This window comes from Modestobacter versicolor (genome assembly GCF_014195485.1).
Classification (GTDB): Bacteria; Actinomycetota; Actinomycetes; order Mycobacteriales; family Geodermatophilaceae; genus Modestobacter; species Modestobacter versicolor.
The window spans coordinates 1,330,921-1,356,411 of record NZ_JACIBU010000001.1 but is presented as its reverse complement, the minus strand read 5'-3'; the positions used below and the strand labels follow the sequence as shown (position 1 = coordinate 1,356,411).

23 protein-coding genes are annotated in these 25,491 nt (G+C 75.1%); 21 read left to right on the top strand and 2 right to left on the bottom strand.

Features of this window, described 5'->3' with window-relative positions; genetic code table 11:
* Positions 1 to 67 precede the first annotated feature (67 nt).
* The 7 genes from FHX36_RS06575 to FHX36_RS06545 all read left to right on the top strand — a co-directional run bounded on the left by FHX36_RS06575 (position 68) and on the right by FHX36_RS06545 (position 9,178).
* The gene (locus tag FHX36_RS06575; RefSeq protein ID WP_110551778.1) at positions 68 to 559 is read left to right on the top strand and encodes a GtrA family protein; all 492 of its coding nucleotides are present in this window, start codon (positions 68 to 70) and stop codon (positions 557 to 559) included.
* 51 nt (positions 560 to 610) lie between these two features.
* Positions 611 to 1,342 (top strand): dolichyl-phosphate beta-glucosyltransferase, encoded by a 732-nt coding sequence (locus tag FHX36_RS06570; protein WP_181428724.1) that lies wholly within the window; start codon positions 611 to 613, stop codon positions 1,340 to 1,342.
* The gene (locus tag FHX36_RS06565; protein ID WP_183513618.1) at positions 1,342 to 2,826 is read left to right on the top strand and encodes a glycosyltransferase family 4 protein; all 1,485 of its coding nucleotides are present in this window, start codon (positions 1,342 to 1,344) and stop codon (positions 2,824 to 2,826) included. The genes FHX36_RS06570 and FHX36_RS06565 overlap by 1 nt, the downstream gene beginning before the upstream one ends.
* Positions 2,816 to 4,087 (top strand): family 8 glycosyl hydrolase, encoded by a 1,272-nt coding sequence (locus FHX36_RS06560; RefSeq protein ID WP_146251659.1) that lies wholly within the window; start codon positions 2,816 to 2,818, stop codon positions 4,085 to 4,087. The genes FHX36_RS06565 and FHX36_RS06560 overlap by 11 nt, the downstream gene beginning before the upstream one ends.
* A 5-nt stretch (positions 4,088 to 4,092) precedes the next feature.
* Positions 4,093 to 5,718, top strand: a complete 1,626-nt coding sequence (locus FHX36_RS06555) for a glycosyltransferase (protein ID WP_181428849.1) — start codon at positions 4,093 to 4,095, stop codon at positions 5,716 to 5,718.
* Between the two features lie 11 nt (positions 5,719 to 5,729).
* Positions 5,730 to 7,304 (top strand): glycosyltransferase family 39 protein, encoded by a 1,575-nt coding sequence (locus tag FHX36_RS06550; protein ID WP_110553156.1) that lies wholly within the window; start codon positions 5,730 to 5,732, stop codon positions 7,302 to 7,304.
* Between the two features lie 233 nt (positions 7,305 to 7,537).
* Positions 7,538 to 9,178 carry an HNH endonuclease signature motif containing protein gene (locus tag FHX36_RS06545; protein ID WP_181428850.1) on the top strand — a complete coding sequence of 547 codons (1,641 nt, stop codon included), beginning with the start codon at positions 7,538 to 7,540 and terminating at the stop codon, positions 9,176 to 9,178.
* Positions 9,179 to 9,571: 393 nt separating this feature from the next.
* Here the strand turns inward: FHX36_RS06545 and FHX36_RS06540 are convergent, their stop codons facing one another.
* A complete protein-coding gene (locus FHX36_RS06540; protein WP_110553158.1) occupies positions 9,572 to 10,102 on the bottom strand; it encodes a pyridoxamine 5'-phosphate oxidase family protein in 531 nt (176 codons plus the stop codon).
* Positions 10,103 to 10,157: 55 nt separating this feature from the next.
* The gene (locus FHX36_RS06535; protein ID WP_183513617.1) at positions 10,158 to 10,787 is read right to left on the bottom strand and encodes a TIGR03085 family metal-binding protein; all 630 of its coding nucleotides are present in this window, start codon (positions 10,785 to 10,787) and stop codon (positions 10,158 to 10,160) included.
* 132 nt (positions 10,788 to 10,919) lie between these two features.
* On the opposite strand from FHX36_RS06535, the gene FHX36_RS06530 reads away from it, so the two are divergent.
* The 14 genes from FHX36_RS06530 to lgt all read left to right on the top strand — a co-directional run bounded on the left by FHX36_RS06530 (position 10,920) and on the right by lgt (position 25,106).
* Positions 10,920 to 12,725, top strand: coding sequence for an ABC transporter ATP-binding protein (locus FHX36_RS06530; RefSeq protein WP_110553282.1), 1,806 nt, complete (start codon positions 10,920 to 10,922; stop codon positions 12,723 to 12,725).
* Complete coding sequence (locus FHX36_RS06525) at positions 12,722 to 14,551, top strand: ABC transporter ATP-binding protein (protein ID WP_110553283.1); 1,830 nt, start codon at positions 12,722 to 12,724, stop codon at positions 14,549 to 14,551. Before FHX36_RS06530 ends, FHX36_RS06525 begins: the two co-directional genes overlap by 4 nt.
* Before the next feature lie 49 nt (positions 14,552 to 14,600).
* Positions 14,601 to 14,927, top strand: a complete 327-nt coding sequence (locus FHX36_RS06520) for a hypothetical protein (protein WP_110553284.1) — start codon at positions 14,601 to 14,603, stop codon at positions 14,925 to 14,927.
* A gap of 64 nt (positions 14,928 to 14,991) precedes the next feature.
* Positions 14,992 to 15,417, top strand: a complete 426-nt coding sequence (locus tag FHX36_RS06515) for a hypothetical protein (RefSeq protein WP_110553285.1) — start codon at positions 14,992 to 14,994, stop codon at positions 15,415 to 15,417.
* A 41-nt stretch (positions 15,418 to 15,458) separates the two neighbouring features.
* Positions 15,459 to 16,001, top strand: coding sequence for a hypothetical protein (locus FHX36_RS06510; protein WP_110553286.1), 543 nt, complete (start codon positions 15,459 to 15,461; stop codon positions 15,999 to 16,001).
* A 9-nt stretch (positions 16,002 to 16,010) separates the two neighbouring features.
* A complete protein-coding gene (locus FHX36_RS06505) occupies positions 16,011 to 17,666 on the top strand; it encodes an FAD-binding dehydrogenase (protein ID WP_110553287.1) in 1,656 nt (551 codons plus the stop codon).
* A complete protein-coding gene (locus FHX36_RS06500) occupies positions 17,663 to 18,295 on the top strand; it encodes a hypothetical protein (RefSeq protein ID WP_183513616.1) in 633 nt (210 codons plus the stop codon). The genes FHX36_RS06505 and FHX36_RS06500 overlap by 4 nt, the downstream gene beginning before the upstream one ends.
* Positions 18,296 to 18,328: 33 nt before the next feature.
* On the top strand, positions 18,329 to 18,700 hold the full coding sequence (hisI, locus tag FHX36_RS06495) for a phosphoribosyl-AMP cyclohydrolase (RefSeq protein ID WP_110554267.1): 372 nt from the start codon (positions 18,329 to 18,331) through the stop codon (positions 18,698 to 18,700).
* Positions 18,687 to 20,207 carry an anthranilate synthase component I gene (locus FHX36_RS06490; protein WP_110554266.1) on the top strand — a complete coding sequence of 507 codons (1,521 nt, stop codon included), beginning with the start codon at positions 18,687 to 18,689 and terminating at the stop codon, positions 20,205 to 20,207. Before hisI ends, FHX36_RS06490 begins: the two co-directional genes overlap by 14 nt.
* Positions 20,200 to 20,826 (top strand): TIGR02234 family membrane protein, encoded by a 627-nt coding sequence (locus FHX36_RS06485; protein WP_110554265.1) that lies wholly within the window; start codon positions 20,200 to 20,202, stop codon positions 20,824 to 20,826. The genes FHX36_RS06490 and FHX36_RS06485 overlap by 8 nt, the downstream gene beginning before the upstream one ends.
* Before the next feature lie 177 nt (positions 20,827 to 21,003).
* Entirely contained in the window at positions 21,004 to 21,813 is an 810-nt protein-coding gene (trpC, locus tag FHX36_RS06480; protein WP_183513614.1) for an indole-3-glycerol phosphate synthase TrpC, read from the top strand.
* Between the two features lie 73 nt (positions 21,814 to 21,886).
* Complete coding sequence (gene trpB / locus FHX36_RS06475; RefSeq protein WP_110554101.1) at positions 21,887 to 23,281, top strand: tryptophan synthase subunit beta; 1,395 nt, start codon at positions 21,887 to 21,889, stop codon at positions 23,279 to 23,281.
* The gene (trpA, locus tag FHX36_RS06470) at positions 23,278 to 24,075 is read left to right on the top strand and encodes a tryptophan synthase subunit alpha (RefSeq protein WP_110554100.1); all 798 of its coding nucleotides are present in this window, start codon (positions 23,278 to 23,280) and stop codon (positions 24,073 to 24,075) included. The genes trpB and trpA overlap by 4 nt, the downstream gene beginning before the upstream one ends.
* Positions 24,072 to 25,106 carry a prolipoprotein diacylglyceryl transferase gene (gene lgt / locus FHX36_RS06465; RefSeq protein ID WP_183513613.1) on the top strand — a complete coding sequence of 345 codons (1,035 nt, stop codon included), beginning with the start codon at positions 24,072 to 24,074 and terminating at the stop codon, positions 25,104 to 25,106. The genes trpA and lgt overlap by 4 nt, the downstream gene beginning before the upstream one ends.
* Positions 25,107 to 25,491 lie beyond the last annotated feature (385 nt).

Sequence of the window (25,491 nt, the reverse complement as noted above, 5' to 3'; positions counted from 1 at the left end):
TCTCACGGGGCTCCACGACGAAGTGCGCCTGTGTGCCGCCCACCCGTCGTGCGAGTCAGGAGCCTGGATGCTGCGTGCGCTCCGCAGTGCCACCGTCGTCCGGTTCGCCGTCGTCGGCGTGGCCATGACCGTCCTCCACCTGGCCGTCTTCCGGCTGGCGTCGGGTTGGGTCGTCGCCGAGGCGGCCAACGTCGTCGCCTTCCTGGTGGCCACCCAGGTGAACTTCGCGGTCAGCTACTACTGGACCTGGTCCTCGCGCCGCACCCCCGGCCGGGAGACGGTCGGCTCGGTCCTGCGCCGGGCCGCCCTCTTCAACGGCTCCGCCGCCGCCGGGTTCGGCGTCAACGCCGCGGTCTTCTCGCTGGCCTACCGGGTCATCGGCACCACCGCGATGACCAGCGCCCTCGTCGGGACCGTGGCCAGCGCCGGGGCGTCGTTCCTGCTCAGCTCCCGCCTGGTGTTCCGGCGCCCCGCGCTGACCGCCGACGTGGCCCCGGTCCTGCCCCTCGCACTGCCGCAGCCCCAGCTGGTCCCCGGCGGTGACCGGTCCCGCCCATGACCGCTCGTCCCACGGCGCCCGCCGCCCCTCCCCGTGAAAGGTGACCACCGCGTGAGCCAGCCAGTGATCGACCTCGACGTCGTCGTCCCCGTCTTCAACGAGGAGCAGCGGCTCGGCCCGACGCTCCGCGCCCTGACCGCCCACGCCGCCACGCTCCCGCTGAGCGTCCGGTTCACCGTGGTGGACAACGGCTCCGTCGACCGGACCGCCGAGGTGGTCGACGACGTCGCCGCGCGCTCCCCGGAGAACACCTCCGTGCGCCTGATCGGCTGCTCCCGCCAGGGCAAGGGCGCCGCGGTGCGCCGCGGTCTGCTGGCCGGCACCGCCCGCTGGCGCGGCTTCTGCGACGCCGACCTCTCCACCCCGCCGCAGGTCCTGACCGACGTCGTCGGCCACCTGCAGGAGGGCGACCCGGTCGTCATCGGCTCGCGGCGGATCACCGGCGCCGGCTACGAGGTCGCGCAGCCGCTGCTCCGGCGGCTCGGGTCGAGCACGTTCCGGATGATGACCCGGCCCCTCGTGGGCGACGTGGCGGACACCCAGTGCGGCTTCAAGTTCTTCTCCGCCGAGGCCGCCGAGCAGATCTTCAGCCGGGTGACCGCCAACGGCTTCGCCTTCGACGTCGAGGTCCTCGCCGTCGCCGCCCGGCTGGGGCTGCCGGTCACCGAGGTGCCGGTCCGCTGGACCGACCAGGAGGGCTCGTCCTTCCACGTGTGGACGCACGGCCGACGGGTCCTCTCCGAGGTGCGTGCGGTGCACGCAGCGCTGGGACGGATGGCCTGATGACGGCGGCACGGGGGTCCCGCCTGATCGTCCTCAACTGGCGCGACCGCCGGCACCCTGCTGCCGGCGGCGCGGAGCTGTACTGCGAGCGCGCTGCCCGCGAGCTGACCCGCCAGGGGCGGTCGGTCGTGCTGGTGACCAGCCGCCCGGCCGGCACGCCGGCCCGGGAAGAGCTCGACGGCTACCAGATCCGACGGCTCGGCAGCTGGTGGAGCGTCTACCCGCTCGCCCTGCTGTGGCTGCTCAGGCACCGCGCCGAGGTCGGCGCGGTCGTCGACTCGCAGAACGGCATCCCGTTCTTCAGCCCGCTGGTCACCCGCCGCGACGTCCCGGTCGTGCTGCTGGTGCACCACGTCCACCAGGACCTCTTCGCCCGGGCGCTGCGCCCGGCGGCGGCCCGGCTGGCCCGCTGGCTCGAGGGCCCGGCCAGCCGCCGGGTGTACCGGCGGCGCACCGTCGTGGTGCTGTCCCCGTCGGCCAGGGCCGCGGTGCGGCGGCGGCTGCGCTTCGACGGCCCGGTCGTCGTGGTGCCCTGCGGCGCCGACAGCCTCGGCGTCGAGCGCCGGCGGTCGGCCACGCCCCGCGTCGTCGTCGTCGGGCGGCTGACGGCGCTCAAGCGGCTGGACGCGCTCGTCGACGCCATGCCGGAGGTACAGGCGCGGCACCCGGAGGCCGAGCTGCACCTGGTCGGTGGCGGGCCCGCCCGCACCGGCCTGGAGGAGCGGGCGCGCGCGGTCGGTGCGCGGGTCGTCTTCCACGGCCGGCTCCCCGACGCCGAGCGCGACGCGGTGCTCGGCGCGGCCTGGCTGACCGTCAGCGCCTCCGACGGCGGTGACTGGGCGCCGTCGCTGATCGAGGCCAACGGCGCCGGTGTCCCGGCGCTGGCCCGGCGGGTCAGCGGCATGACCGACGCCGTACGGCACGGCCGCACCGGCTGGCTGGTCGACGGCACCTCCGCCGAGCTCGGTGCGGCCGTCTCCCGGGCGCTCACCGTCCTCGCCGACCCTGTCGTGGCCGCCACGATGGCCGGGCGCGCCCGCTCGTGGGCCGCCCGCTTCACCTGGACGGGCACGGCTGCCGGTCTGCTGACGGCGGTCGGTCTGGAGGACGCGCGCCTGGAGCGCCGGCGGCACGGCTTCGCCGAGCGGCGAGCCGGCAACGACCTGGTGGTCGTGCTGAGCGTCCCGGAGTCCGCGATCCGCGGGGAGTGGCAGACCTCCCGGCGGGCGGGTGACGTCTGGGTGTCCGACGGCACCGTCGTCCGCGGGCTGCTCGCCGGCGCAGACGAGGGCGACGTCCAGGGGATCCTGGACCGGCTCGACGTCGACCGGACCGACCCCGCCGTCAGCGTGCTGGTCGCCCGGCACGCCGACCTGCTCGGCCAGTGGTCGGACCCGGAGGACGCGATCGACCTGGCCGAGGCCGTCGGTCGTCCGGTCGAGGTCCGCAGCGACGACCAGGGTGGTGACCGGCATGCTGCGTGAGCAGGAGGCCGTCCCGGCCGACGGGCCGCAGCCCGGGCCCCGGCGGCGCGGCCGGCTGGCCGCCCTCGTCGCGCTGGTCCTCGCGGTCGTGCTCGGCGTGGCCGGGACGGTCTACGCCGACGACATCACCGACGCCGTGGCGACCGTCGCCGCCGACGAGCCCCGGGCGGTCTCCGACCGCACGGTGCTGGACGACCTGTGGCGGGTCTACACGGAGAACTACCTGGAAGAGGGCACCAACCGGACGCTCGACCCGCAGAGCGGCGGGATCACCACGTCCGAGGGCCAGAGCTACACGATGCTGCGCGCCGTGTGGTCCGACGACCTGCAGACCTTCACCGACAGCTGGCAGTGGACCAAGGACAACCTCCAGCGCGCGGACTCCCTGATGTCCTGGCGGTTCGGCCCGCGGTCCGACGGCAGCTACGGCGTGCAGGAGGAGCTGGGCGGCGACAACACCGCCTCCGACGCCGACGCCGACATCGCCCTCGCGCTGCTGATGGCGTACTCGCGGTGGAAGCAGGACGTCTTCCTCTACGACGCCCTCCCGATCATCGACAGCATCTGGACCGAGGAGGTCGTCGCCGTCGCCGGGGAACCGGTGCTGGCGGCCAACGACCTCGAGCAGTTCGACACCGAGCGGGTGCTGGTCAACCCCTCCTACTTCGCGCCCTACGCCTACCGGGTGTTCGCCGCGGTGGACCTGGAGCACGACTGGCCGGGCCTGGTCGACAACACCTACGAGGTCCTCGAGGCGCTCGAGGACCAGCCGCTGGACGCCGCCCGCTCCGCCGGGCTGCCGCCGGACTGGGTGTTCATGGACCGGGAGACCGGTGCGTTCAGCCCGGTCAGCGACACCCTGACCACCCGGTTCAGCTACGACGCGCTGCGGCTGCCGTGGCGGTTGGCGCTGGACGCCCGCTGGCACGACGAGGAGCGCGCCGTGGCGCTGCTCGAGCGGCAGTCGCTGCTCGCCGAGGAGTGGACGTCGCGGGGCGAGCTGGCCGCGGTCTACGGCCGCGACGGGACGCCGGTCGTCGACTACGAGGCGCCGGCGATGTACGGCGGGGCGATGGGCTACTTCACCGTCGTCGAGCCCGACCTGGCCGAGGAGGTCTACACCGAGGAGCTGCTCCCGGTGTACGACGCGGACACCGGCAACCTGGCCGAGCAGCTCGGCTACTACGACTCCAACTGGGTGTGGTTCGGCATGGCCCTGCACCTCGACGCCCTGCCCGACCTGACCGTGACGGAGCGGTAGACGCCGTGGACCTGACCCCGACCCAGACCCAGGCACAGGCGTCCGCCCCGGACGCCCACGCCTTCCTCACCCACCTGCCCAACCGGGGCTTCCTGGTGGGCAACGTGGTGCTCGCCGTCGTCTACACGCTGGTGATCACCTTCGCCTTCGAGCACGGCAACCCGGTGCTGTTCGCCGCCCTGATCGCCACCGAGCTGTTCCACCTGGTGCAGATCGTCGGCTACTGCTGGACGGTGTGGGGCCGGGACCGCGAACGGGCCTTCGACCCGTCGTTCAGCGCACCGGTCGACGTCCTGATCACCGTCTGCGGCGAGCCGGTCGACATCGTGCGCCGGACGGCGCAGGCCGCGCTGGCGATGCGCTACCCGGGGCCGGTGCAGGTGTACCTCCTCAACGACGGGCTGGTCGCCGGCAAGGCGGACTGGCGCGAGATCGAGGAGCTCGCCGACGAGCTCGGCGTCACCTGCCTGACCCGGGTCACCCCGGGCGGCGCCAAGGCCGGGAACATCAACCACGCGCTCGCCCGCACGCACAGCGAGTTCTTCGTCGTCTTCGACGCCGACCACGTGCCGGCGCCCAGCTTCCTCGCCGAGGTCATGGGCTGGTTCGTCGACGACCGGATGGGCTTCGTCCAGACGCCGCAGTACTACGCCAACCAGGACCAGAACCGGATCACCCGGGTCGCCTGGGACCAGCAGACGCTGTTCTTCGGGCCGATCATGGCGGGCAAGAGCCGGCTGGGCTCGGCGTTCATGTGCGGCACGAACATGGCCGTGCGGCGCAGCGCCGTCCTCGAGGCCGGGGGCATGTGCGAGGAGAACATCGCCGAGGACTTCCTCACCTCGCTGTTCATGCACGAGAAGGGCTGGCAGAGCGTCTACGTGCCGAAGGTCCTCGCCGAGGGGCTCGCGCCGGACGACTTCCTGAACTACTACAAGCAGCAGTTCCGCTGGACCCGCGGCAGCCTCGAGGTGATCTTCAAGTACAACCCGCTGCTGCGCCGGGGCCTGACCTGGAGCCAGCGGCTGCAGTACCTCATCTCGGCGAGCTACTACCTGTCCGGCTCGGTGATCATCCTGGACGCGATGCTGCCGGTGGTCTTCCTGCTGACCGGTCAGACGCCGATCGTCACCTCGACGATGACCCTGGCGCTGGTCTTCGTGCCCTACATGTGGATCAACCTCTACGTGCTGCAGCGGACCAGCAACTTCACCTACAGCTTCCAGGCCATCGCGTTCTCGCTGAGCGCGTGGTGGCTGCAGCTGACCGCCCTGGCCGCCGTGCTCACCAACCGGAAGACGTCGTTCGCCGTGACCAGCAAGACCACGCACGACGGCGCCCGGCCCAACTTCCTCCGCCTGGTGGTGCCGCAGCTGGTCTTCGCCGCCGTCGGTGCCGCCGCCCTGGGCGTGGGCGCCGGCCGGGAGGGGTTCAGCCCCTCGTTGATGGCGAACGTCGCCTGGCTCACGGTGCACGTCGCGATCTCCGTGCCGTTCATCGTCGCTGCCTCGCCGTCGCGGAAGCGGGGGCCGCGGCACGCCGCCCCGGCGTCGCTGCCCCGGCCGGCCCGCACCGGCACCCAGCCCCTCGCCCCGACGACCGCACCGGCGCTGCAGCCGGCGCACGACTGAGCGGGGGAGCCGTGCCGACCGACCTGCAGCCCGTCGTCCGCCCCCGGGTGTCCCCGCCCGTCCCGGCGCGCCCGGGCACCGGTGCCGTCGCCGTGGCCCGGCCGTCCCGCGGCGGCCGCTTCCGCGCCGCCCCGGTGCTCGCCGTCCACCTGCTGTGCCTCGGCGTCATCGTGCTGGGGTCCCGGCTGTCGTTCGTGCACAACAGCATCCGGCTGGACGAGGCGCAGAGCCTCTGGCAGACCAACCACAGCTACGGCTACCTGCTGGAGCTGGTCGCCGAGGACGTGCACCCGCCGCTCTACCACGTGCTGCTGCGCACCTGGCGGCTCGTGCTCGGCCCGGACGTCGAGACCGCCCGGGCGCTGTCGCTGGTCTTCCTGCTCGCGTCGGTGCCGATGGTGTACCTGGTCGCGCGCAGCTGCCTGACCCGGCCGTGGGCGCTGTTCGCCGTCGTCGTGTTCAGCTGCTCGCCCTTCGCGCAGTGGTACGGCAACGAGGCGCGGATGTACTCGATGCTGCTGTTCCTCACCCTGGTCAGCCAGTACGCCTTCCTCAAGGTGATCGGCGCCGGGCGGACGTCGGCCTGGGTCGGGTACGCCGTCGCGGCCGCCGCCGGGCTGTACGTGCACTACTTCTTCGGCTTCGTGCTGGTGGCGCAGGGCCTGTACGTGCTGGCGCTGCACCGCCGGCTGGGGCGTGGCGCCGTGCTCCGGATGGCCGGGGTCGCGGTCTTCGTGGCCGCCGCCATCGCGCCCTGGTACCTGTACTTCCGGGCGAAGGGGTCGGCGTCCGGGACCCGGCCGAGCCTGCCGTCGCCGTCGTCGGTGGACTTCTCCAACGTCTACTCGCAGTTCCTCTTCGGCTTCCAGAGCGACGCGATCAACACCACCGTCGTCTCGGCCTGGCCGCTGCTGGTGCTGGCCGCCCTCGCCGGGGTGCGGATCGGCGGCAAGCTCGACCGGACGACGGGGTACCTGATCGTCGCCGCCTTCGTGCCGGTGCTGCTGGCGTTCGTGGTCAGCCACGCGATCACGCCGTTCTTCCTCAGCCGGTACATGGCCCCCGCGCTCCCGGCGCTGCTGGTCATCGTGGTGGTCTTCATCAGCGGCCTGACGAAGCCGGTGGCCCGGGTGCTGGCCGTCGGCCTGCTGGCGATCACCATCGCCGGGACGGTCGTGCAGGCGGCCAACCCGGACACGCCGGTCCAGGAGGACTACCGGACGGCGGCGGAGCTGGCCGAGCAGGCGAGCCCCTCGGACCTGGTCGTGATCAGCTCGCCGTTCACCGTCTACCCGTTCGAGTACTACTACGACGGCGCCGCGCGGGTGACCACGTTGCCGGTGTGGAACCGGCAGCTGACGCAGCCCACCTTCGACCCGGACACGCTGCCGGAGGACGTCGCCGGCCTCGCTGCGGGCCACCAGTACGTCTACCTGCTGCTCAGCTACGACCAGGGCTACGAGGACACGGTCTACCAGTACTTCGCCGGCAACTTCGAGCAGACAGCCGCCTACTCGCCGTCGCCCGGGCTGCAGCTGCTGGTGTACCGGGTGGGCTACAGCGCGGTGCAGCCGGTCGCCGACTGACCTGACCGGGCGGCCGCTCCGGGGCGCCTTCGACCCCTTGGACCGCGTGCCCGCCGGTGACCGTCCACGGTCGGCCGCTCCGGTCGGTTGCCAGGCGCAGGGCGCGCGCCCGTGCGCCGGCCTCCGGGTGGAGCCGGTGGCCGCCCCGGCACGGGTCTCCAGCGGCTTCGCGAGTCGTCCACAGGTCCCGTTCCCACTGGTCAGCGCGGTGTCCGGTCGGTATGATCGAACACGTGTTCGGGCGGGTTGCGGAGCTGACCCGGGACCGTGAGTCGGTCCTGGAGGAGCAGCTGCGCGTGCTGGTCGACGAGCTGGTCCTCGAGCTCTCCGACCAGTACGCCGACCACCGGGCGGCGCCTGCCGAGCCGCTGCTCCCGGGGGCGGCCGAGCTGGAGCGGCTGCTGGTCGAGGGCGGCGGGCTGCTCGACCGCGCCGTGGCCGCCGACCGGCTCGCGGCCCGGGCCGCAGCGGACCGGGCGGAGGCGTTGGCCGGGTTCGCCCGCTCCCGGCCGGTCTCGATGGACCGGCCCGACACGGAGGTCGGTGCAGCAGCGGCCCAGAGCCGGGCGGCCCGGCCGGCGGCGCTGACTGCGGTGAGCGAGTGGGCCGTCGACGAGGTGGCCGTGGCGCTGAGCCTGACGTCGGCCGCCGCGTCCGAGCTGCTCGCCGACTCCGTCCTCCTGGTCGAGCGGCTGCCGGCGACGCTGGCAGCGCTCCGGGCAGGGCGGATCAGCTGGCGGCACGCCCGGGTGATGACCGACGTGGTGGCCCGCCTGCCCGAGGCGCTGCGGCCGGTCGCCGAGGAGCGGCTGCTCGCCCGGGTCGACGGCAAGACGCACAGCCAGCTGCGGGTCGCCGCCCGCCGGGTGGTGCAGCGGCTGGACGCCGCGGCCCTGCTCGCCCGCGCGGCGCAGGCCGTCCGCGAGCGCCGGGTCACCGTGTACCCGGGCGAGGACGGCATGGCGACCCTCTCCGCGGTGCTGCCGGTCCCGGTCGCGCGCGCCGTGCAGGACGCCCTCCGGCAGTACGCCGACGCCGCCGCCAGCGATGGCGACGAGCGCACCACGGCCCAGCGGATGGTCGACTGCCTGGTCGACCTGGTGCTCCGGCCGGGTGAGCACGGGATGCCACCCGTGCAGGCGCGGCTGACCCTGGTGGCCGCGGTGGAGACGCTGCTCGGCTCCGACGAGCCGGGCGAGGTCGACGGGAACGTGGTGCCTGCCGAGATGGTGCGGCAGCTGGCGATCGCCCTCGGCCTGCTCCCGGCGGACGGGACAGCTGAGGCGCGGTCGGACGTCGACCGCGTGGTCCACGGGGAGCCGGCCGACCCGGGGACGGTCGAGGCCGTCGCCGCACTGCTCCGCTCGCGCACCGTCGCCGGCTCGTCGCTCGGCCACCGTCCGCACGTGGCGCTGGTCGACGAGCTCAGCGGTCAGCTGGTCGCGCTGACCGACGCGACCGGGCTCCGCCACGGCGGCGCCCTCGGTCCGCCAGGCGACTCGCCGGGCTACCGACCGGGACGCGAGCTCGACCGCTTCGTCCGGCTGCGCGACCGGCGGTGCCGGTTCCCCGGCTGCCGGGCCCGGGCGACGCGCTGCGACCTCGATCACCGGATCCCCTGGCCGCGAGGGTCGACCAGCTCCGACAACCTGTGCTGCCTGTGCCGGCACCACCACCGGCTGAGCCACCAGGCGCCGGGCTGGCGGCTGCGTGGTCTCGCCGACGGCGGGCTGCAGTGGACGACGCCCGGCGGGATCGTCGCGACCACCCACCCGCCGAGGTTCGGAGCCGACGACGACCTGCCCCGCGACGGTGACGGTCCACCCGATCGGCCACCAGCCGACGTCGTGGTGGACGAGCCGCCGCCCTTCTGACCCGGTACGACTTGTAGCCGACTGCAGTGGCTGCCGTCGGTGAGCGTTCAGTCGGGAGGGTGGGGGCGGCTCCACCGGCGGCCGAGTTCCCACTCGCGGCCGTCGAGGGTGACGGTCCACACCGGGTGGGAACGGATTCGACGTCGATCGCCACGGACCGCAGCCTCGCACCACGTCGGTGTGAGGCGTCCACCCGAGCGAGAGAGACCTGCCGATCGCCTGTGCCGGCCGACGGTCAGCGCACGCAGCCGCACGTCGGGCAGGGGGACCGGGCATCGCGCTCGGCCGGCCGGGGCACGGCGGTGCACGGGCCACCACCCGGCCGGACGCACGTCACCGGTGCCCGGCGGCGGGTGCGCGGCAGTCGCCGCACCGCGGCCACGTCCCGCCGCCTCAGAACCGCCAGCGGGTGGCCCCGCCGGGGTCCACGGTGAGCAGCGCGGTGGCCTGCCGGACCTCGAGCCGGTAGACCCGCCACGGCGGCAGACCGGCCGAGGGTGCGCTGAACTCCGCGGTCAGCGCGGTGCCCGACGCGTCGACGCTGGCCGGCCAGCCGTCCGCGGCCCAGCGGGCGGCCAGGTCCGCGACCACCGCCGGGTCGTCCACGATCGTCGCCGCCCCGTCCACGAACAGGTCGAACTCCTGCGTCGCGACGCTCAGCGAGCACCGCGGGTCGCGGGCCAGGTTGCGGCCCTTGCGGGTCGTCTCGCCGGTCTCGAAGAAGAACGCCCCGGAGACCCACAGCGCGCCGATGCCGGTCAGGTGCGGGGTGCCGTCGGCGTTCGTCGTCGCGAGCCAGCAGGTGTGCCGGCCGGGTCCGGCACTGCCGGGCGCCTGCTCGAGGCCGCGGGAGAGCCGCTGCTCCACCCGCGCCCAGTCGATCAACGGGGAGCCGTAGAGCTCGGCGAGGTTCCTGGTGTCCACGTCGATGAGGACCCCACCGGTCCGCCGAACTCATCGGCGACCGGCCGCGCCGCCGCTACTCGACGGTCAGGTCCACGCAGGCGACCTCGGGGCGGCCGCTCAGCCAGAGCAGCACCTCCAGCGGCGCGCCGGTCACGGTCGTGGTCGGCGCGCCCTTGCAGAGCCGCCGCGCGCTGCCCGGCGCACCGTCGGGCACGTCGCTCCGGCACACCACCAGCCCGCCCTCGGGCCGCGCCGCCGCCCGGCCGCGGGCCAGGAACGGCACCGTGCGCCAGAGCTGGTCCTGCACGGCCCGGGGCAGCTCCCGCGGCGCCCAGCCGGGCTGCGCGCGCCGCACGTCCTCGTGGTGGATGACCAGCTCGGCGGTGTTCAGCAGCCGGTCCAGCACCGGCCAGGAGGTCGGCAGCCACCGCGGCGGGCCGGACCGCACCTCGGCCACCAGCACGCCGTAGGGCCGGGCCGACCGGGCGTGCGCGTGCGCCCGCTCCGTCCAGGCGGCGAACGGGCCGCCCAGGGCCAGCCCGGGCATCGCGTCCGGCCGCCGGTCGCGGAGCACCAGGTGGGTGGCCATGTCCTGCGTCGTCCAGCCCTCGCAGCAGGTCGGCTGGTCGGGCCCGAGCTGCTCGAGCAGATCGGCCAGCGCGGCACGCTCCGACCGGGACACGGGGACGGCGGAGGTCGGCACCACCCGAGGCTAGCGCCCGGGGGCCGGGCCGCGGCGGGCCGCGACGACGGCTCCAGCTCAACCAGTTAGACCGGGTAACGAGCGCGCGTAGGCTGGCCCCACCGCCCGCACCACCAGCCGAGGAGGACACCTGTGCCGCGCCGCAGAGACGCCGTCGTCCGGCGCGGGCTCCGCCACGTCGGCCGCGCCGTGTCCGAGCAGCCGCGGATCTTCGTCCTCGCCGTGCTGGGGAGCAGCCTCTACGGCGGCATGACGGTGGCCAGCGCCTACGTCATCGGCGGCATCACCGACCGGGTCCTGCTGCCGGCCTTCGACGAGGGCTCCACCACCGCCCGGGCGCTCTCGCTGGCCGCGCTGGCGATCCTCGTCGTCGCCGTCCTGAAGATCATCGGCATCATCGGCCGCCGGCTGTTCGCCGGGATCATGAGCTACCGGCTGATGGCCGACTACCGCCGCCGCGTCACCGGGCAGTACCTGCGGCTCCCGCTGTCCTGGCATCAGCGCCACCCCACCGGCCAGCTGCTGTCCAACGCGAACTCCGACGTCGAGTCCAGCTGGTTCTTCGTCGCCCCGCTGCCCTTCGCCGTGGGCGCCCTGGTCATGGTCGCCATCACCGTGGCTGCGCTGGTGCTCACCGACCCGCTGCTGGCGGTCGTCGGCCTGGTCGTCTTCCCGCTGGTCTTCGCGGCCAACGCCGTCTACAGCCAGGTGATGTCGCCGCGGATGGAGCGCGCCCAGCAGCTGCGCGCCGAGGTCAGCGAGATCGCCCACGAGAGCTTCGACGCCGCCCTGGTCGTCAAGACCCTCGGCCGGGAGGACGACGAGGCCCGGCGGTTCGCGGTCAAGGCCGACGAGCTGCGCGACGGGCTGGTCGCCGTCGGCCGGGTGCGCGGCCTGTTCGACCCGCTGATGGAGGCGCTGCCCAACCTCGGCACCCTCGCCGTCCTGCTGGTCGGCGCCGAGCGGGTCGCCGCCGGCGCCACCGGGGCCGGCGACCTGGTCTCCATCGCCTACCTCTTCACCCTCCTCGCGCTGCCCATCCGGGCGATCGGCTGGGTGCTCGCCGACCTGCCGCGCGCGATGGCCGGCTTCGACCGGGTCACCCCGGTGCTCGAGGCCACCGGGGAGATCCCGTTCGGCCCGGACGGCGCCCCGGCCGGCGAGGGCGGCGCGCCCCTCGGCCTGCGCGACGTCGCCTTCCGCTACGACGGCGCCGCCCGACCCACGCTGCAGGGCGTCACCTTCGACGTGGCCGCCGGCCGCACCCTCGCCGTCGTCGGCCCCACCGGCTCGGGGAAGTCCACGATGGCCGGCCTGCTGGTCCGGCTCGTCGACCCGCACAGCGGCGCGGTGCTGCTCGACGGCGTCGACCTGCGCACCATGCGCGAGGGCGAGGTCAGCAGCCAGGTCGCGTTCGTGTCCCAGTCGGCCTTCCTCTTCGACGACACCGTCCGCGACAACGTCACCCTCGGCGGCGACTTCACCGACGAGCAGGTGCACGAGGCGCTCCGCGTCGCGGCCGCCGACGACTTCGTCGCCCGGCTGCCCGAGGGCCTGGACACCCACGTCGGCGAGCGCGGCGCCAGCCTGTCCGGCGGCCAGCGGCAGCGGCTCGCGCTGGCCCGGGCCGTCATCCGCCGTCCCCGGCTGCTCGTCCTGGACGACGCCACCAGCGCCGTCGACCCCTCGGTGGAGGCCCGCATCCTCGACGCCCTGCGCGCCGCCGACCGCCCGGTGACCGTGGTGGTCGTCGCCTACCGGCAGGCCACGATCTCGCTGGCCGACGAGGTGGTCTGGATCGAGAACGGCCGGCTGGTCGCCCGTGGCTCGCACGACGAGCTGCTCGCCCAGGTGCCCGGCTACGCCCGGCTGGTGCGCGCCTACCAGCCGCCCGAGCCCGACGCGGCCGAGCCCGAGACCGCCGGGGCGCAGGCATGACCGCCGCCGCCGAGGTCGTGCTGCCGATGGACAGGCCCGACGAGAGCGCCACCGCCACGCTCCGCCGGGGCCTGCGGATGATGCCGGAGTTCCGCCGCGGTCTGCCGGTCACCTTCCTGCTCGCGCTGATCGCCACCGCCGGTCGGGTCGTCGTGCCGATCGCCGTCCAGCAGACCCTCGACCGCGGGCTGAACGCGCCGGGCGGCCCGGACATCGGGCTGGTCCGCGAGCTGGTCGCGATCTGCGCGGTCGTCGTCCTGGTCACCGCGTTCGCGGTCTACCGGATGAACGTGCGGCTGTTCCGCACGACCGAGACCGCGCTGGCCGGGCTGCGGGTGCGCGCGTTCCGGCACGTCCACGACCTGTCGGTGCTCCACCAGCAGGGCCAGCGCCGCGGCTCGCTGGTCTCCCGGGTCACCAGCGACGTCGACCAGCTGTCGGTCTTCATGCAGTGGGGCGGCGTGCTCGGGCTGGTCAGCCTGGGCCAGCTGGTGGTCGCGGTCGTCGTCATGGCCGTCTACTCCTGGCAGCTGACCCTGCTGGTGCTGGTCTGCTTCATCCCGCTGGCGTTCGCGGTCAAGTTCTTCGCCCGCCGGCTGGCCCACGTGTACGGCATCGTCCGCGAGCGGGTCGGCGACGTGCTCGCCGCCGTGGGGGAGTCGGTGGTCGGCGCCCCGACGGTGCGCGCGTACGGCATCCGGGCCCGGACGGCGGCGCGCATCGACCGAGCCATCGACCGGCACTACCGGGCCTCGGTCGACGCGCAGCGGACCACCGCGGCCGTCTACGTCAGCGGCGAGTTCGTCGCCGCGGTGGCCAACGCCGCCGTCGTGGTCGTCGGCGTGCTGCTCGGCGTCGCGGGGGAGATCTCCGCCGGCACGCTGGTCGCCTTCCTCTTCCTGGTCACCCTCTTCGTCGCGCCGGTGCAGACCGCGAGCGAGGTGCTCAACGAGGCGCAGAACGCCGTGGCCGGCTTCCGCCGCGTGCTCGACGTGCTCGACACCGACCCCGACGTGCAGGACCCCGCGGTCGCCGACCCGGCGCACGCCCGCACGCTGCCGCCCGGCCCGCTCGACGTCACCTTCGACCACGTCGGGTTCGCCTACACCGCCGGCGGCCGCAAGGCCCTGGACGACGTCGACCTGACCATCGCCCCGCGCACCCGGGTGGCGATCGTGGGGGAGACCGGCTCGGGCAAGACCACCTTCGCCAAGCTGGTCACCCGGCTGATGGACCCCACCGAGGGCCGGGTGCTCGTCGGCGGCGTGCCGCTGACCGAGGTCGCCTTCTCCTCGCTGCGCGAGCGGGTCGTGATGGTGCCCCAGGACGGGTTCCTCTTCGACGCCACGGTCGCCGACAACGTCCGCTACGGCCGGCCCGGGATGACCGACGCGCAGATCGCCACCGCCTTCGACGAGCTCGGCCTCGGCGACTGGGTGCAGGGCCTCGGCGAGGGCGTCGGCACCGCCGTCGGCCAGCGCGGCGAGTCGCTGTCGGCGGGGGAGCGGCAGCTGGTGGCGGTCGCCCGCGCCTACGTCGCCGACCCCGACCTGCTGGTGCTCGACGAGGCCACCAGCGCCGTCGACCCGGCCACCGAGATGCGGCTGACCCGGGCGCTCGACGCGCTCACCACCGGGCGCACCACGCTGACCATCGCCCACCGGCTCTCCACCGCCGAGCGGGCCGACGAGGTGCTGGTCGTCGACGCCGGCCGGGTCGCGCAGCGCGGCACGCACGCCCAGCTGGTGGACGCCGACGGCCCCTACGCCCGGCTGCACGCCTCCTGGCGGCGCAGCTCGGGACGGCAGACCCAGCCCGCGGTCTGACCCCGCGCGGCAGCCCGGACCAGCGGCGCGGCGGGCCCAGGTCGGCCTCATGACCGCGACCGCAACCCTGGTCCGCCGGCGACGGCCGCTGCCGGTCCTGGTCGCAGCCCCCGCGGCGACGGTGGCCGCCCTGGCCGTGCTCGTCTCCTGCACCTGGTGGCTGCTCGGCAGCGGCGAGCCCGAGGTCCTGGTCCACCCGGCCGGCCGGACGGTGCTCGCGCTGCTGCTGCTGGTCGGGGCAGTGCGGCTCTGGACCGGGCGGTCCTGGCTGGCGGTGGCCGTCCCCGCCGCCGTGTGCGCCGGCCTCGCGGGGTGGTGGTCCGGTCCCGCCGTCCGCCGCTGGACCTCGCCCGGCGCCTCCCGACCCACCGGCTGACCCCAGCCGTCACACCGCGGCGGGGCGGGGTCCGCGACGGGCCGCTGACCTCTACGTTCCTCGCGTGCACGCCGCCGTCGAAGCCCCCGTCCGCCGCCGTCCGCCGCTGGCGGTCCTCGCCGTCGTGCCCCTGGCGGTGCTCAGCGCGCTGTTCCTGGCCTTCTTCGGGCTGGTCGCGCTGGCCTTCTCCAACGGCCAGTTCGCCGACGGCGGCTGGCTGGTCGTCACCGTCCCCGCGGTGCTGGCGCTGTGGCTGCTGGCCGGCGCGCTGCTCCTGCTGGTGGGCCGCTCCTGGCTGGCCGTCTTCCTGCCCGCCGCCGCGCTGGCCCTGGTGCTGGTCTGGTTGATCCTGGCCGAGAGCCTGATCGAGGACAGCGGGGGCCTCGCCGTGCTGGTCTGGGCGCTGCCCACCCTCACCGCGCTGCTCGCCGCCCTCCGCCCGGTGCGCCGCTGGGTCGCCGCCCGGAAGCTGGAGCGCCTCACCCGCTGACCCGCAGCGGGCCCCCAGCCGGCGTCCCTACGCTGCCCGGCATGCCCACCCCGCCGACCCGGAGGTCACCCCGGCGCGCCGCCCCGGCCGCCCCCGCGACCTCGGCGACCACCCGCTCCCGCACCCTCGGCCGCGGCTTCACCGCCGCGCCCACCGCCCCGGTGCGCCCGCTCGCCGCCCCGTTCGCCGCCGCGTTCGGCGTGCTCGTCGCCGCGGAGGACGCCTACCTCGGCTGGCTCCTCTGGGACGCCGACCCGGGCTGGGGCTGGTACCTGCTGCTGCCCGCGCTGCCCGCCGTCGCCGCGCTGGCCGGCGCGCTGCTGGTGCTGCGCGGGCGGTCGCTGAGCCGGCGGGTCAGCGGCTCGGCGGTGCTCGCCCTCGCCTGCCTGGTCCCGCTGCTCGGTCTGCTCGGCCTGGCCGTGTTCTTCGCGCTGCTCGGCGGCGGCCAGGCGGTGTGGTGGGCGCTGCTGCTGCTCGTCGGCCCGATCGGCGGCCTGGCCCTGGCGCTGCAGCGGCCGGTGCGGCGGTGGACGCGCGGCAGCCGGGTCGCGTCGCCGGGGCGACCGGGGCGCGGTTCCCGCTAGCGTCTGGCCGTGAGCACCGACGCTGACGTCATCGTGGTGGGAGCGGGGCTGGCCGGACTGGTCGCCACCGCGGAGCTGGCCGACGCCGGGAAGCGGGTGCTCCTGCTCGACCAGGAGCCGGCCGGCTCGCTGGGCGGTCAGGCGCACTGGTCCTTCGGCGGGCTCTTCCTCGTCGACACCCCCGAGCAGCGCCGGCTGCGGGTCAAGGACTCCCTGGAGCTCGCCCGGCAGGACTGGTTCGGCACCGCGGGCTTCGACCGCGCGGAGGACCACTGGCCGCGCCAGTGGGCCGAGGCCTACCTGCAGTTCGCCGCCGGCGAGAAGCGCGCCTGGCTGCGCGAGCAGGGCATGCGGTTCTTCCCCGTCGTCGGCTGGGCCGAGCGCGGCGGCTACACCGCCACCGGTCACGGCAACTCGGTGCCCCGCTTCCACATCACCTGGGGCACCGGCCCCGGCGTCGTCGCCCCCTTCGCCCGCCGGGTCACCGAGGCGGTCGAGCGCGGGCTCGTCGACTTCCGCCCGCGGCACCGCGTCGACGGCCTGGTGGTCACCGACGGCGCTGTCACCGGGGTCCGCGGCGCGGTGCTCGAGCCCAGCGACGCCGAGCGGGGGACGGCGACCTCGCGGGTCGAGGCGGGGCAGTTCGAGCTGGCCGCGCAGGCCGTCGTCGTCACCTCCGGCGGCATCGGCGGCAACCACGACCTGGTGCGCAAGAACTGGCCGGCCCGGCTGGGGCCGGTGCCGCAGCGGCTGCTGTCCGGGGTGCCCGCCCACGTCGACGGCCGGATGCTGCAGATCACCGAGGAGGCCGGTGGCCGGGTGATCAACCCCGACCGGATGTGGCACTACACCGAGGGCATCGCCAACCACTCGCCGATCTGGGCCCGGCACGGCATCCGGATCCTGCCCGGCCCGTCGTCGCTGTGGCTCGACGCGACCGGCGCCCGGCTGCCGGTCCCGCTGTTCCCCGGCTTCGACACCCTGGGCACGCTGGCGCACATCGGGACGACCGGCCACGAGCACACCTGGTTCCTGCTCACCCAGAAGATCGTCGAGAAGGAGTTCACCCTCTCCGGCTCCGAGCAGAACCCCGACCTCACGAACAAGGACCTCAAGCTGCTGCTCACCCGGGTGCGGTCGGGTGCGGCTGCCCCGGTGCAGGCGTTCCTGGACAAGGGCGAGGACTTCGTCGTCGCGGCCACGCTGCCCGAGCTGGTCGCCGGGATGAACCGGGTCACCGGCGACACCCCGCACCTGGACCTCGCCACCGTCGAGCGCGAGGTCGTCGCCCGGGACCGGGAGATCGCCAACACCTTCACCAAGGACCTGCAGATCACCGCGATCCGCCAGGCCCGCACCTTCCTCGGCGACAAGCTGATCCGGGTCGCCCAGCCGCACCGCATCCTCGACCCCGAGGCCGGGCCGCTGATCGCCGTCCGGCTCAACCTGCTCACCCGCAAGACCCTCGGCGGGCTGGAGACCGACCTCTCCGGCCGGGTGCTGCGCGCCGGCGGCGACCCGTTCCCCGGGCTGTACGCGGCCGGCGAGGTCGCCGGCTTCGGCGGTGGCGGCATGCACGGCTACCGCTCGCTGGAGGGCACCTTCCTCGGCGGCTGCATCTTCTCCGGCCGGGTCGCCGGCCGGGCCCTGGCGGCCGCGCTGTGACCTCACCGGACTGGGAGGCGACCAGCCCGTACGCCGGCCCGCCGCAGTACGCGCCGGAGCAGTACCCGACCCAGCCGTACGTGCCGCAGCAGTACGCGCCCCCGCAGTACGCACCCCCGCCGTACGGCCAGCCCCCGCAGCCGCAGTGGGCGCCGCCGCCGTACGGGTACCCCCAGCCCGGCTGGCCGCCCCGGGCGCCGCAGCGGCCCGGGTCGCTCATCGCCGCCGCGGTGGTCGGCTTCGTCTCCGCCGTCCTGGTGCTGATCGGCACGCTGTACGCCGCGGCCTTCGGTGCGCTGGTCAGCCTGGCCCGCGGCCCCGACGAGGGGATGAGCGGCTGGTTCGCGCTGCTCCAGGTCGCCCTCGCCGCGCTGCTCGTGGTGGGCGGGGTCCGGGCGCTGGCCGGTGACCCGCGCTGGCTGTGGGGGGCGGCCGTCCTGCAGCTGGCGCTGTGCGGGTACTGGTTCCTGGTGCTCGGCGACATCGCGTCCTCGGTCTTCCAGGACACCGTCCGGGTGCTCCCGCTGCTCTACGTCGCGCTGGCGCTGCTCGCCGGGGGCCTGACCCTGCTGCCCGACGCGCGCCGCCGGCCCGCGCGCCCGGCGCCGTCGCCCGCCGCGGGCGGCTGACCGGGGTGGACCCGGGGGTGGGACGATCAGGCCATGTCCGCCCCCGCCCCCGACACCCAGCTGGACCCGGCGGTCGCCGCGCTGCTGCGCCGCGACCCGGCCGGCCTGGTCGCCGCCGTCGTCCAGCAGCACGACACCGGTGAGGTGCTGATGGTCGCCTGGATGGACGACGAGGCGCTGCACCGCACGCTGACCACCGGCCGGGCCACCTACTGGTCGCGCAGCCGCGAGGAGTACTGGGTCAAGGGCGAGACGTCGGGGCACCGGCAGTGGGTGCGCGACGTCCGGCTGGACTGCGACGGCGACGCGCTGCTGCTGCTCGTCGACCAGGAGGGGCCGGCCTGCCACACCGGCGAGCGCAGCTGCTTCCACCGCGACCTGGAGGTGCAGCGTGCGGCTGGGTGAGACGACGCCCTCGCGCACGGAGTTCCTCGCCGCCACCGCCCCGGTCGTGCCGGTCACCCGGCGGCTGCTCGCCGACAGCGAGACCGCCGTCGGCATCTACCGCAAGCTGGCCGGCAACCGGCCGGGCACGGTGCTGCTGGAGTCCGCCGAGCAGGGCAAGCAGTGGTCGCGGTACAGCTTCGTGGGCGTCCGCAGCGCCGGCGTGCTCACCGAGCGCGACGGCGCGACGACCTGGCTGGGCGACCCGCTGCCCGGGCTGACCGACGACCTGCCCGCGGACCCGCTCGCCGCGGTCCGCACGCTGGCGCGCCGCTTCCGCTCGTCCCGCACGCCCGGCCTGCCGCCGCTGACCGGCGGCCTGGTCGGCTACCTGGGCTACGACGTCGTCCGCCGGCTGGAGCGGCTGCCGGAGACCGCGACCGACGACCTGGGCATGCCCGAGCTGGCGCTGTCGCTGGTCACCGACCTGGCGGTGCTCGATCACACCGACGGCACCGTGCTGCTCATCGCCAACGTGGTGCGCGGCGCCGGGCGGCAGGGCGACGAGCCCGGCGCCTACGACGACGCGGTGACCCGGCTCGACGCGATGGCCGCCGACCTCACCAAGGCGGTGCCCCCGGGCGTGGCCACGCTCGCCACCGCCGACGCGCCGCCGGTCACCAGCAACATGGCGCCCGGGGTGTTCGAGGACGGCGTGGAGCGGGTCCGCGAGCACGTCCGCGCCGGCGACGTGTTCCAGACCGTGCTCAGCCAGCGCTTCGAGCTGGCCACCGACGTCGACGCGCTCGACCTCTACCGGGTGCTGCGGGCCACCAACCCCTCGCCGTACATGTACCTGCTGCGCTTCGCCGGGCGCGAGTCGCCGTTCGACGTCGTCGGCTCCTCGCCGGAGGCGCTGGTCACCGTGACCGGCGATCGGGCGATCGTGCACCCGCCGGCGGGCACCCGGCCGCGCGGCGCGACCCCGGAGGACGACGTCCGGCTCACCGAGGAGCTGCTCGCCGACCCCAAGGAGCGGGCCGAGCACGTGATGCTGGTCGACCTGGCCCGCAACGACCTGGGCCGGGTCTGCGTGCCGGGCACCGTGGAGGTCGCGGACTTCATGCGGATCGAGCGGTACAGCCACGTCATGCACCTGGTCTCCACCGTGGCCGGCCAGGTGCAGGCCGGTCGCGACGCGCTGGACGTCTTCGACGCCACGTTCCCGGCCGGCACCGTCTCCGGGGCACCCAAGCCGCGGGCGATGGAGGTCATCGAGTCGCTGGAGCCGACCCGGCGGGCGCTGTACGCCGGCACCGTGGGCTACGTCGACGCCAGCGGCGACATGGACATGGCGATCGCCATCCGCACCGCCGTGCTGCACGACGGGCGGGCCTACGTGCAGGCCGGCGCCGGGGTGGTCGCCGACAGCGACCCGGCGACCGAGGAGGCCGAGACCCGGCACAAGGCCCGCGCCGTGCTGTCGGCGATCGCGACGGCGGAGGGGCTCCGGGAGCTCGGTGGCTGAGTCGTCGTCGCGGCGGGAGCTGACCGTCGCGCTGCTGCTGTGCGCGCTGGCCGGTGCGCTGGCGCTCTCCTCGTCGTCGCAGCCGTGGGCCGACGTCACCGTGACCCGGCGGGCGCCGCTGCCGCCGACGTCGGACGTGCTCACCGGCGGCCAGGCAGCACCGCTGGTCGGCGCCTGCGGCCTGCTGCTGCTCGCCGCCGCCGTCGCGGTGATCGCCGTCCGCGGCGTGGGCCGGGTGCTGGTCGGCCTGCTGGTCGCCGTCGCCGGCGGTGTGCTGGCGTGGTCCGGGCTGCGCGGCGTCACCGGCGGGCTGGACCTCGACGTCGCCGACGTCACCGACGCGGTGGGGCTGGGCCGGGCCGAGGTGACCACCGACCCGGTGGCCGGCTGGCCGGTGCTGGCCCTGGTCGCCGGGGTGCTCGCCGTGCTCGCCGGGCTGCTGGTGGTGCTGCGCGGACGGCGCTGGCCGGGCATGGGCCGCCGCTACGAGCGCACCGGGACGGCGGCCGCGCCCGCCGAGGGCGCCCGGCCGGCCCGGCCCGCCCGCCCGGAGACCGACGAGGACCGCCACCAGGCGGCCTGGAAGGCCCTCGACCGCGGCGACGACCCGACGGAGTGAGGACCCTGCTGCCCCCCACCGCTCGCGAGCTCGCGGCGGGCCCCTACAGCAGGGCCGTGCCCGTGGGGCGACAGGCCCCCGGCAGGGACGCGAGAGGCACTTCACTACAGTGATCGCCACGGTCCAGGTGGTGAGGGCCGGTCCGGTGGTTCATCCTGAGCGGTCCGAGGAGGGGTCATGAGCGTCCTCGACGACATCGTCGCCGGCGTCCGTGAGGACGTCGCGGCACGGCAGGCCGCCACCCCGCTGACCGAGGTGCAGGCCGCAGCCCGCGACGCCCGGCCCGCGCTGGACGCCCTCGCCGCGCTGCGGGCACCGGGGGTCGGCGTGATCGCCGAGGTCAAGCGGCGCAGCCCGAGCAAGGGCGCGCTCGCCGAGATCACCGACCCGGCCGCGCTCGCCGCCCAGTACGCCGCCGGCGGTGCCCGGGTGATCAGCGTGCTCACCGAGGGCCGCCGCTTCGGTGGCTCGCACGCCGACCTCGCCGCCGTCCGCGCGGCCGTCGGCGTCCCGGTGCTCTGCAAGGACTTCGTGGTCAGCAGCTACCAGGTGCACGAGGCGCGGGCGCACGGCGCCGACCTCGTCCTGCTGATCGTCGCCGCGCTCGAGCAGAACGTGCTCACCGGCCTGCTCGAGCGGGTCGAGTCCCTCGGCATGACGGCGCTGGTCGAGGTGCACACCGAGGGCGAGGCCGACCGCGCGCTGGACGCAGGCGCCGCCGTCATCGGGGTCAACGCCCGCGACCTCACCACCCTCTCGGTCGACCGCGGCACCTTCGAGCGGATCGCGCCGGGCCTGCCCAGCGGGGTGGTCAAGGTCGCCGAGTCCGGTGTGCGGGGGCCGCACGACCTGATCAGCTACGCCGGGGCCGGTGCCGACGCGGTGCTGGTCGGCGAGGGCCTGGTCACCGCCGGTGACCCGCGCCAGGCGGTGGCCGACCTGGTCACGGCCGGATCGCACCCGGCCACTCCGCGCGCCGCCCGCTAGCCGCGGCCTCCCTGCAGGGTCCCGCCGCGAGCCTGCGAGCGATGGGGGGCAGGGAGGTCCCTACTCTGGGGGCATGACCCTCTCCGCGCACGCTCCGGCCCCTGACGTCCCCGACGCCACGGCGCCGTCCGAGTGGCCGGACGCGACCGGTCACTTCGGTCCCTACGGGGGCCGGTTCGTCCCCGAGGCGCTGATCGCCGCCCTCGACGAGCTCACCGCCGCCTACGAGGCGATGCGGGTCGACCCGGCCTTCATCGAGGAGTTCGCCCGGCTGCAGCGCGACTACACCGGCCGGCCCAGCCCGGTCACCGAGGTGCCGAAGTTCGCCGAGCACTGCGGCGGCGCCCGGGTGCTGCTCAAGCGCGAGGACCTCAACCACACCGGCTCGCACAAGATCAACAACGTGCTGGGCCAGGCGCTGCTGACCAAGCGCATCGGCAAGACCCGGGTGATCGCCGAGACCGGCGCCGGCCAGCACGGCGTGGCCACCGCGACCGCGGCGGCGCTGATGGGGCTGTCCTGCACCGTCTACATGGGCGAGGAGGACACCCGGCGCCAGGCGCTGAACGTCGCCCGGATGCGGCTGCTCGGCGCCGAGGTCATCCCGGTCACCACCGGCTCGCGCACCCTCAAGGACGCGATCAACGAGGCGTTCCGCGACTGGGTGACCAACGTCGAGACGACGAACTACGTGTTCGGCACCGTCGCCGGCCCGCACCCGTTCCCGACCATGGTCCGCGACTTCCAGCGGGTCATCGGCGACGAGGCCCGCGAGCAGGTGCTCGACCGCGAGGGCCGGCTGCCCGACGTCGTCCTGGCCTGCGTGGGCGGCGGCTCGAACGCCATCGGCATCTTCACCGCGTTCGTGCCCGACACGGCGGTCCGGCTGGTCGGCCTGGAGGCCGGCGGCGACGGCGTCGAGACCGGCCGGCACGCGGCCACCATCACCGGCGGCGACCCGGGCGTGCTGCACGGCGCGCGGTCCTACCTGCTGCAGGACGACAACGGCCAGACCATCGAGTCGCACTCGATCTCGGCCGGGCTCGACTACCCCGGCGTCGGCCCGGAGCACGCCTTCCTGCACGACATCGGCCGCGCCGAGTACCGCCCGATCACCGACGCGGAGGCGATGGAGGCCTTCGCGCTGCTCTGCCGCACCGAGGGGATCATCCCGGCGATCGAGTCCGCGCACGCGCTGGCCGGCGCCATGAAGGTGGGCACGGAGCTCGGCCCGGACGCCCTGCTGCTGGTGAACCTCTCCGGCCGCGGCGACAAGGACGTCGAGACCGCCAGCGCGTGGTTCCGCCTGGGCGAGGAGACCGCGCCGACCGACGGTGACGAGCGCGCCGTCGAGGCCGGCCGCGGCGCGGAACCCGGCCCCGGGCTGGACGACGACCAGCAGGCCACCGAGGGCGCCGTCAGCAACCACCGGGCCGTCTCCGGGCAGGACGCGGGGGAGCAGGCATGAGCGCCCTCTCCGACGTCATCGCCGGGGCGAAGGCCGAGGGTCGGGCGGCGCTGATCGCCTACCTGCCGGTGGGCTACCCCGACGTCGACAGCTCCATCGCGGCGATGGTCGCGGCGGTCGAGGGCGGGGCCGACGTCATCGAGGTCGGCGTCCCGTACTCCGACCCGGGGATGGACGGGCCGGTGATCCAGGAGGCGGTCGAGGTCGCCGTCCGGGCCGGCGTGGGGCTGCGCGACGTGCTGCGAGCCGTCGAGGCCGTGGCCGCGGCCGGCGCCGTCCCCGTGGTGATGAGCTACTGGAACCCGATCGAGCGCTACGGCGTCGACCGGTTCGCCGACGACCTGGCCGCCGCCGGGGGAGCGGGGGCGATCACCCCCGACCTCATCCCGGACGAGGCCGGCGCCTGGCTGGCCGCCAGCGAGCGCACCGGGCTGGACCGGGTGTTCCTGGTGGCACCCAGCTCGACCGACGCCCGGCTGGCCGCCACCGCCGAGGCCTCCCGCGGCTTCGTCTACGCCGCCTCCACGATGGGCGTCACCGGCACCCGGGCGACCGTCGGCGACGCCGCCGAGCGGCTGGTCGCCCGCACCCGCGAGGTCAGCGACACCGCGGTCTGCGTCGGGCTGGGGGTCTCGAACGCCGACCAGGCCGCCGAGGTCGCCGCCTTCGCCGACGGGGTGATCGTGGGCTCGGCCTACGTCCGCACGCTGCTCGAGGGGCGGGGCGCCGACGGCGTGCGTGTCCTGTCCCAGGAGCTCGCCGCGGGCGTCCGACGTGCGAAGGTGCGGGCATGACCGTGCTCGCCGCGATCCCGAGCCCGACCCAGGGGGTCTGGGAACTCGGCCCGTTCCCGCTGCGCGGCTACGCGCTGTGCATCATCGCCGGCATCGTGGTGGCCTGCTGGCTGGGTGAACGCCGCTGGGTCGCCCGCGGTGGCGCCCCCGGTGACGTGCTCGACATCGCCGTGTGGGCGGTGCCCTTCGGCATCGTCGGCGGGCGCATCTACCACGTGCTCACCACCCCCGAGCCCTACTTCGGCGAGGGCGGCGACCCGGTGCGCGCGCTGGCCATCTGGGAGGGCGGCCTGGGCATCTGGGGCGCCATCGCCCTGGGCGGGGTCGGCGCGTGGATCGGCTGCCGCCGCCGCGGCATCCCGCTGCCGGCCTGGGCCGACGCGCTCGCGCCGGGCATCGTGCTGGCGCAGGCGGTCGGCCGGCTGGGCAACTGGTTCAACAACGAGCTGTACGGCAAGGCGACCGACCTGCCCTGGGGCCTGACCATCTACCGCTGGGACTCCTCGGCCGGGCAGGCGATCACCGGGGCCAACGGGCAGCCGGAGGTGCTGGGCACCTTCCACCCCACGTTCCTCTACGAGCTGCTCTGGAACGTCGGCGTCGCGCTGCTGGTCATCTGGGCCGACCGCCGCTTCCAGCTCTCGCACGGCCGGGCCTTCGCCCTCTACGTCGCCGCCTACTGCGCCGGCCGGGTGTGGATCGAGGCGCTCCGGATCGACACCGCCGAGCAGTTCTTCGGCGTCCGGCTCAACGTCTTCACCTCGATCGTCGTCGGGCTGGCCGCCGTCGTGTACCTCTGGCTGCAGCGCGGCCGGCCCCGCGAGGTCATCACCCGCGGCAAGGACCGGGCCGAGAGCGCGGGCAAGGACGCCGGCGAGCGCGAGGACGCGGACGACGCGCCGGCCGGCTCGACGGCCGCCACCGCCGACGCCGGGCGACCCGCCGCGGACGCGGTGGAGACCGCGGCCGACGGGGTAGGGGAGCGGCGGACGACGTCCACCGACGAGGGTGGGCGCCCGACACCCGGCTGAGCCACCGGCCGGAGGGGCCGCGGACGCCCCGTCCCGCACCGGTCCGCCGACGTCCCGACGAGACATGTGTGACACCGTTCGGACATGTCGCCGAGGTGACAGCTCTGTGTACGCTCATCGTCGGCCGACCAGTGATCCTGGGCAGGCCGGCGATGTCGGAACCGGGCCAGCGTTGCCCCGAGCACGACCACCCCGCGGCCACCCGCCCCCGCGGGTGCGCGGTCCTCGGGCAGGCTCGGACGCACCGTCCCGCCGGCCGCTGCTGCCCCACTCGTCGGGCCCCCGGTCCTCCGACCGGCCCCACTGACCGCCGCTCCACCGCACCGCCCCACCGCTCTGACCACCCGGCGGGGTCCTCGTGACCCCCCGCACCAGCGCCTCCCCT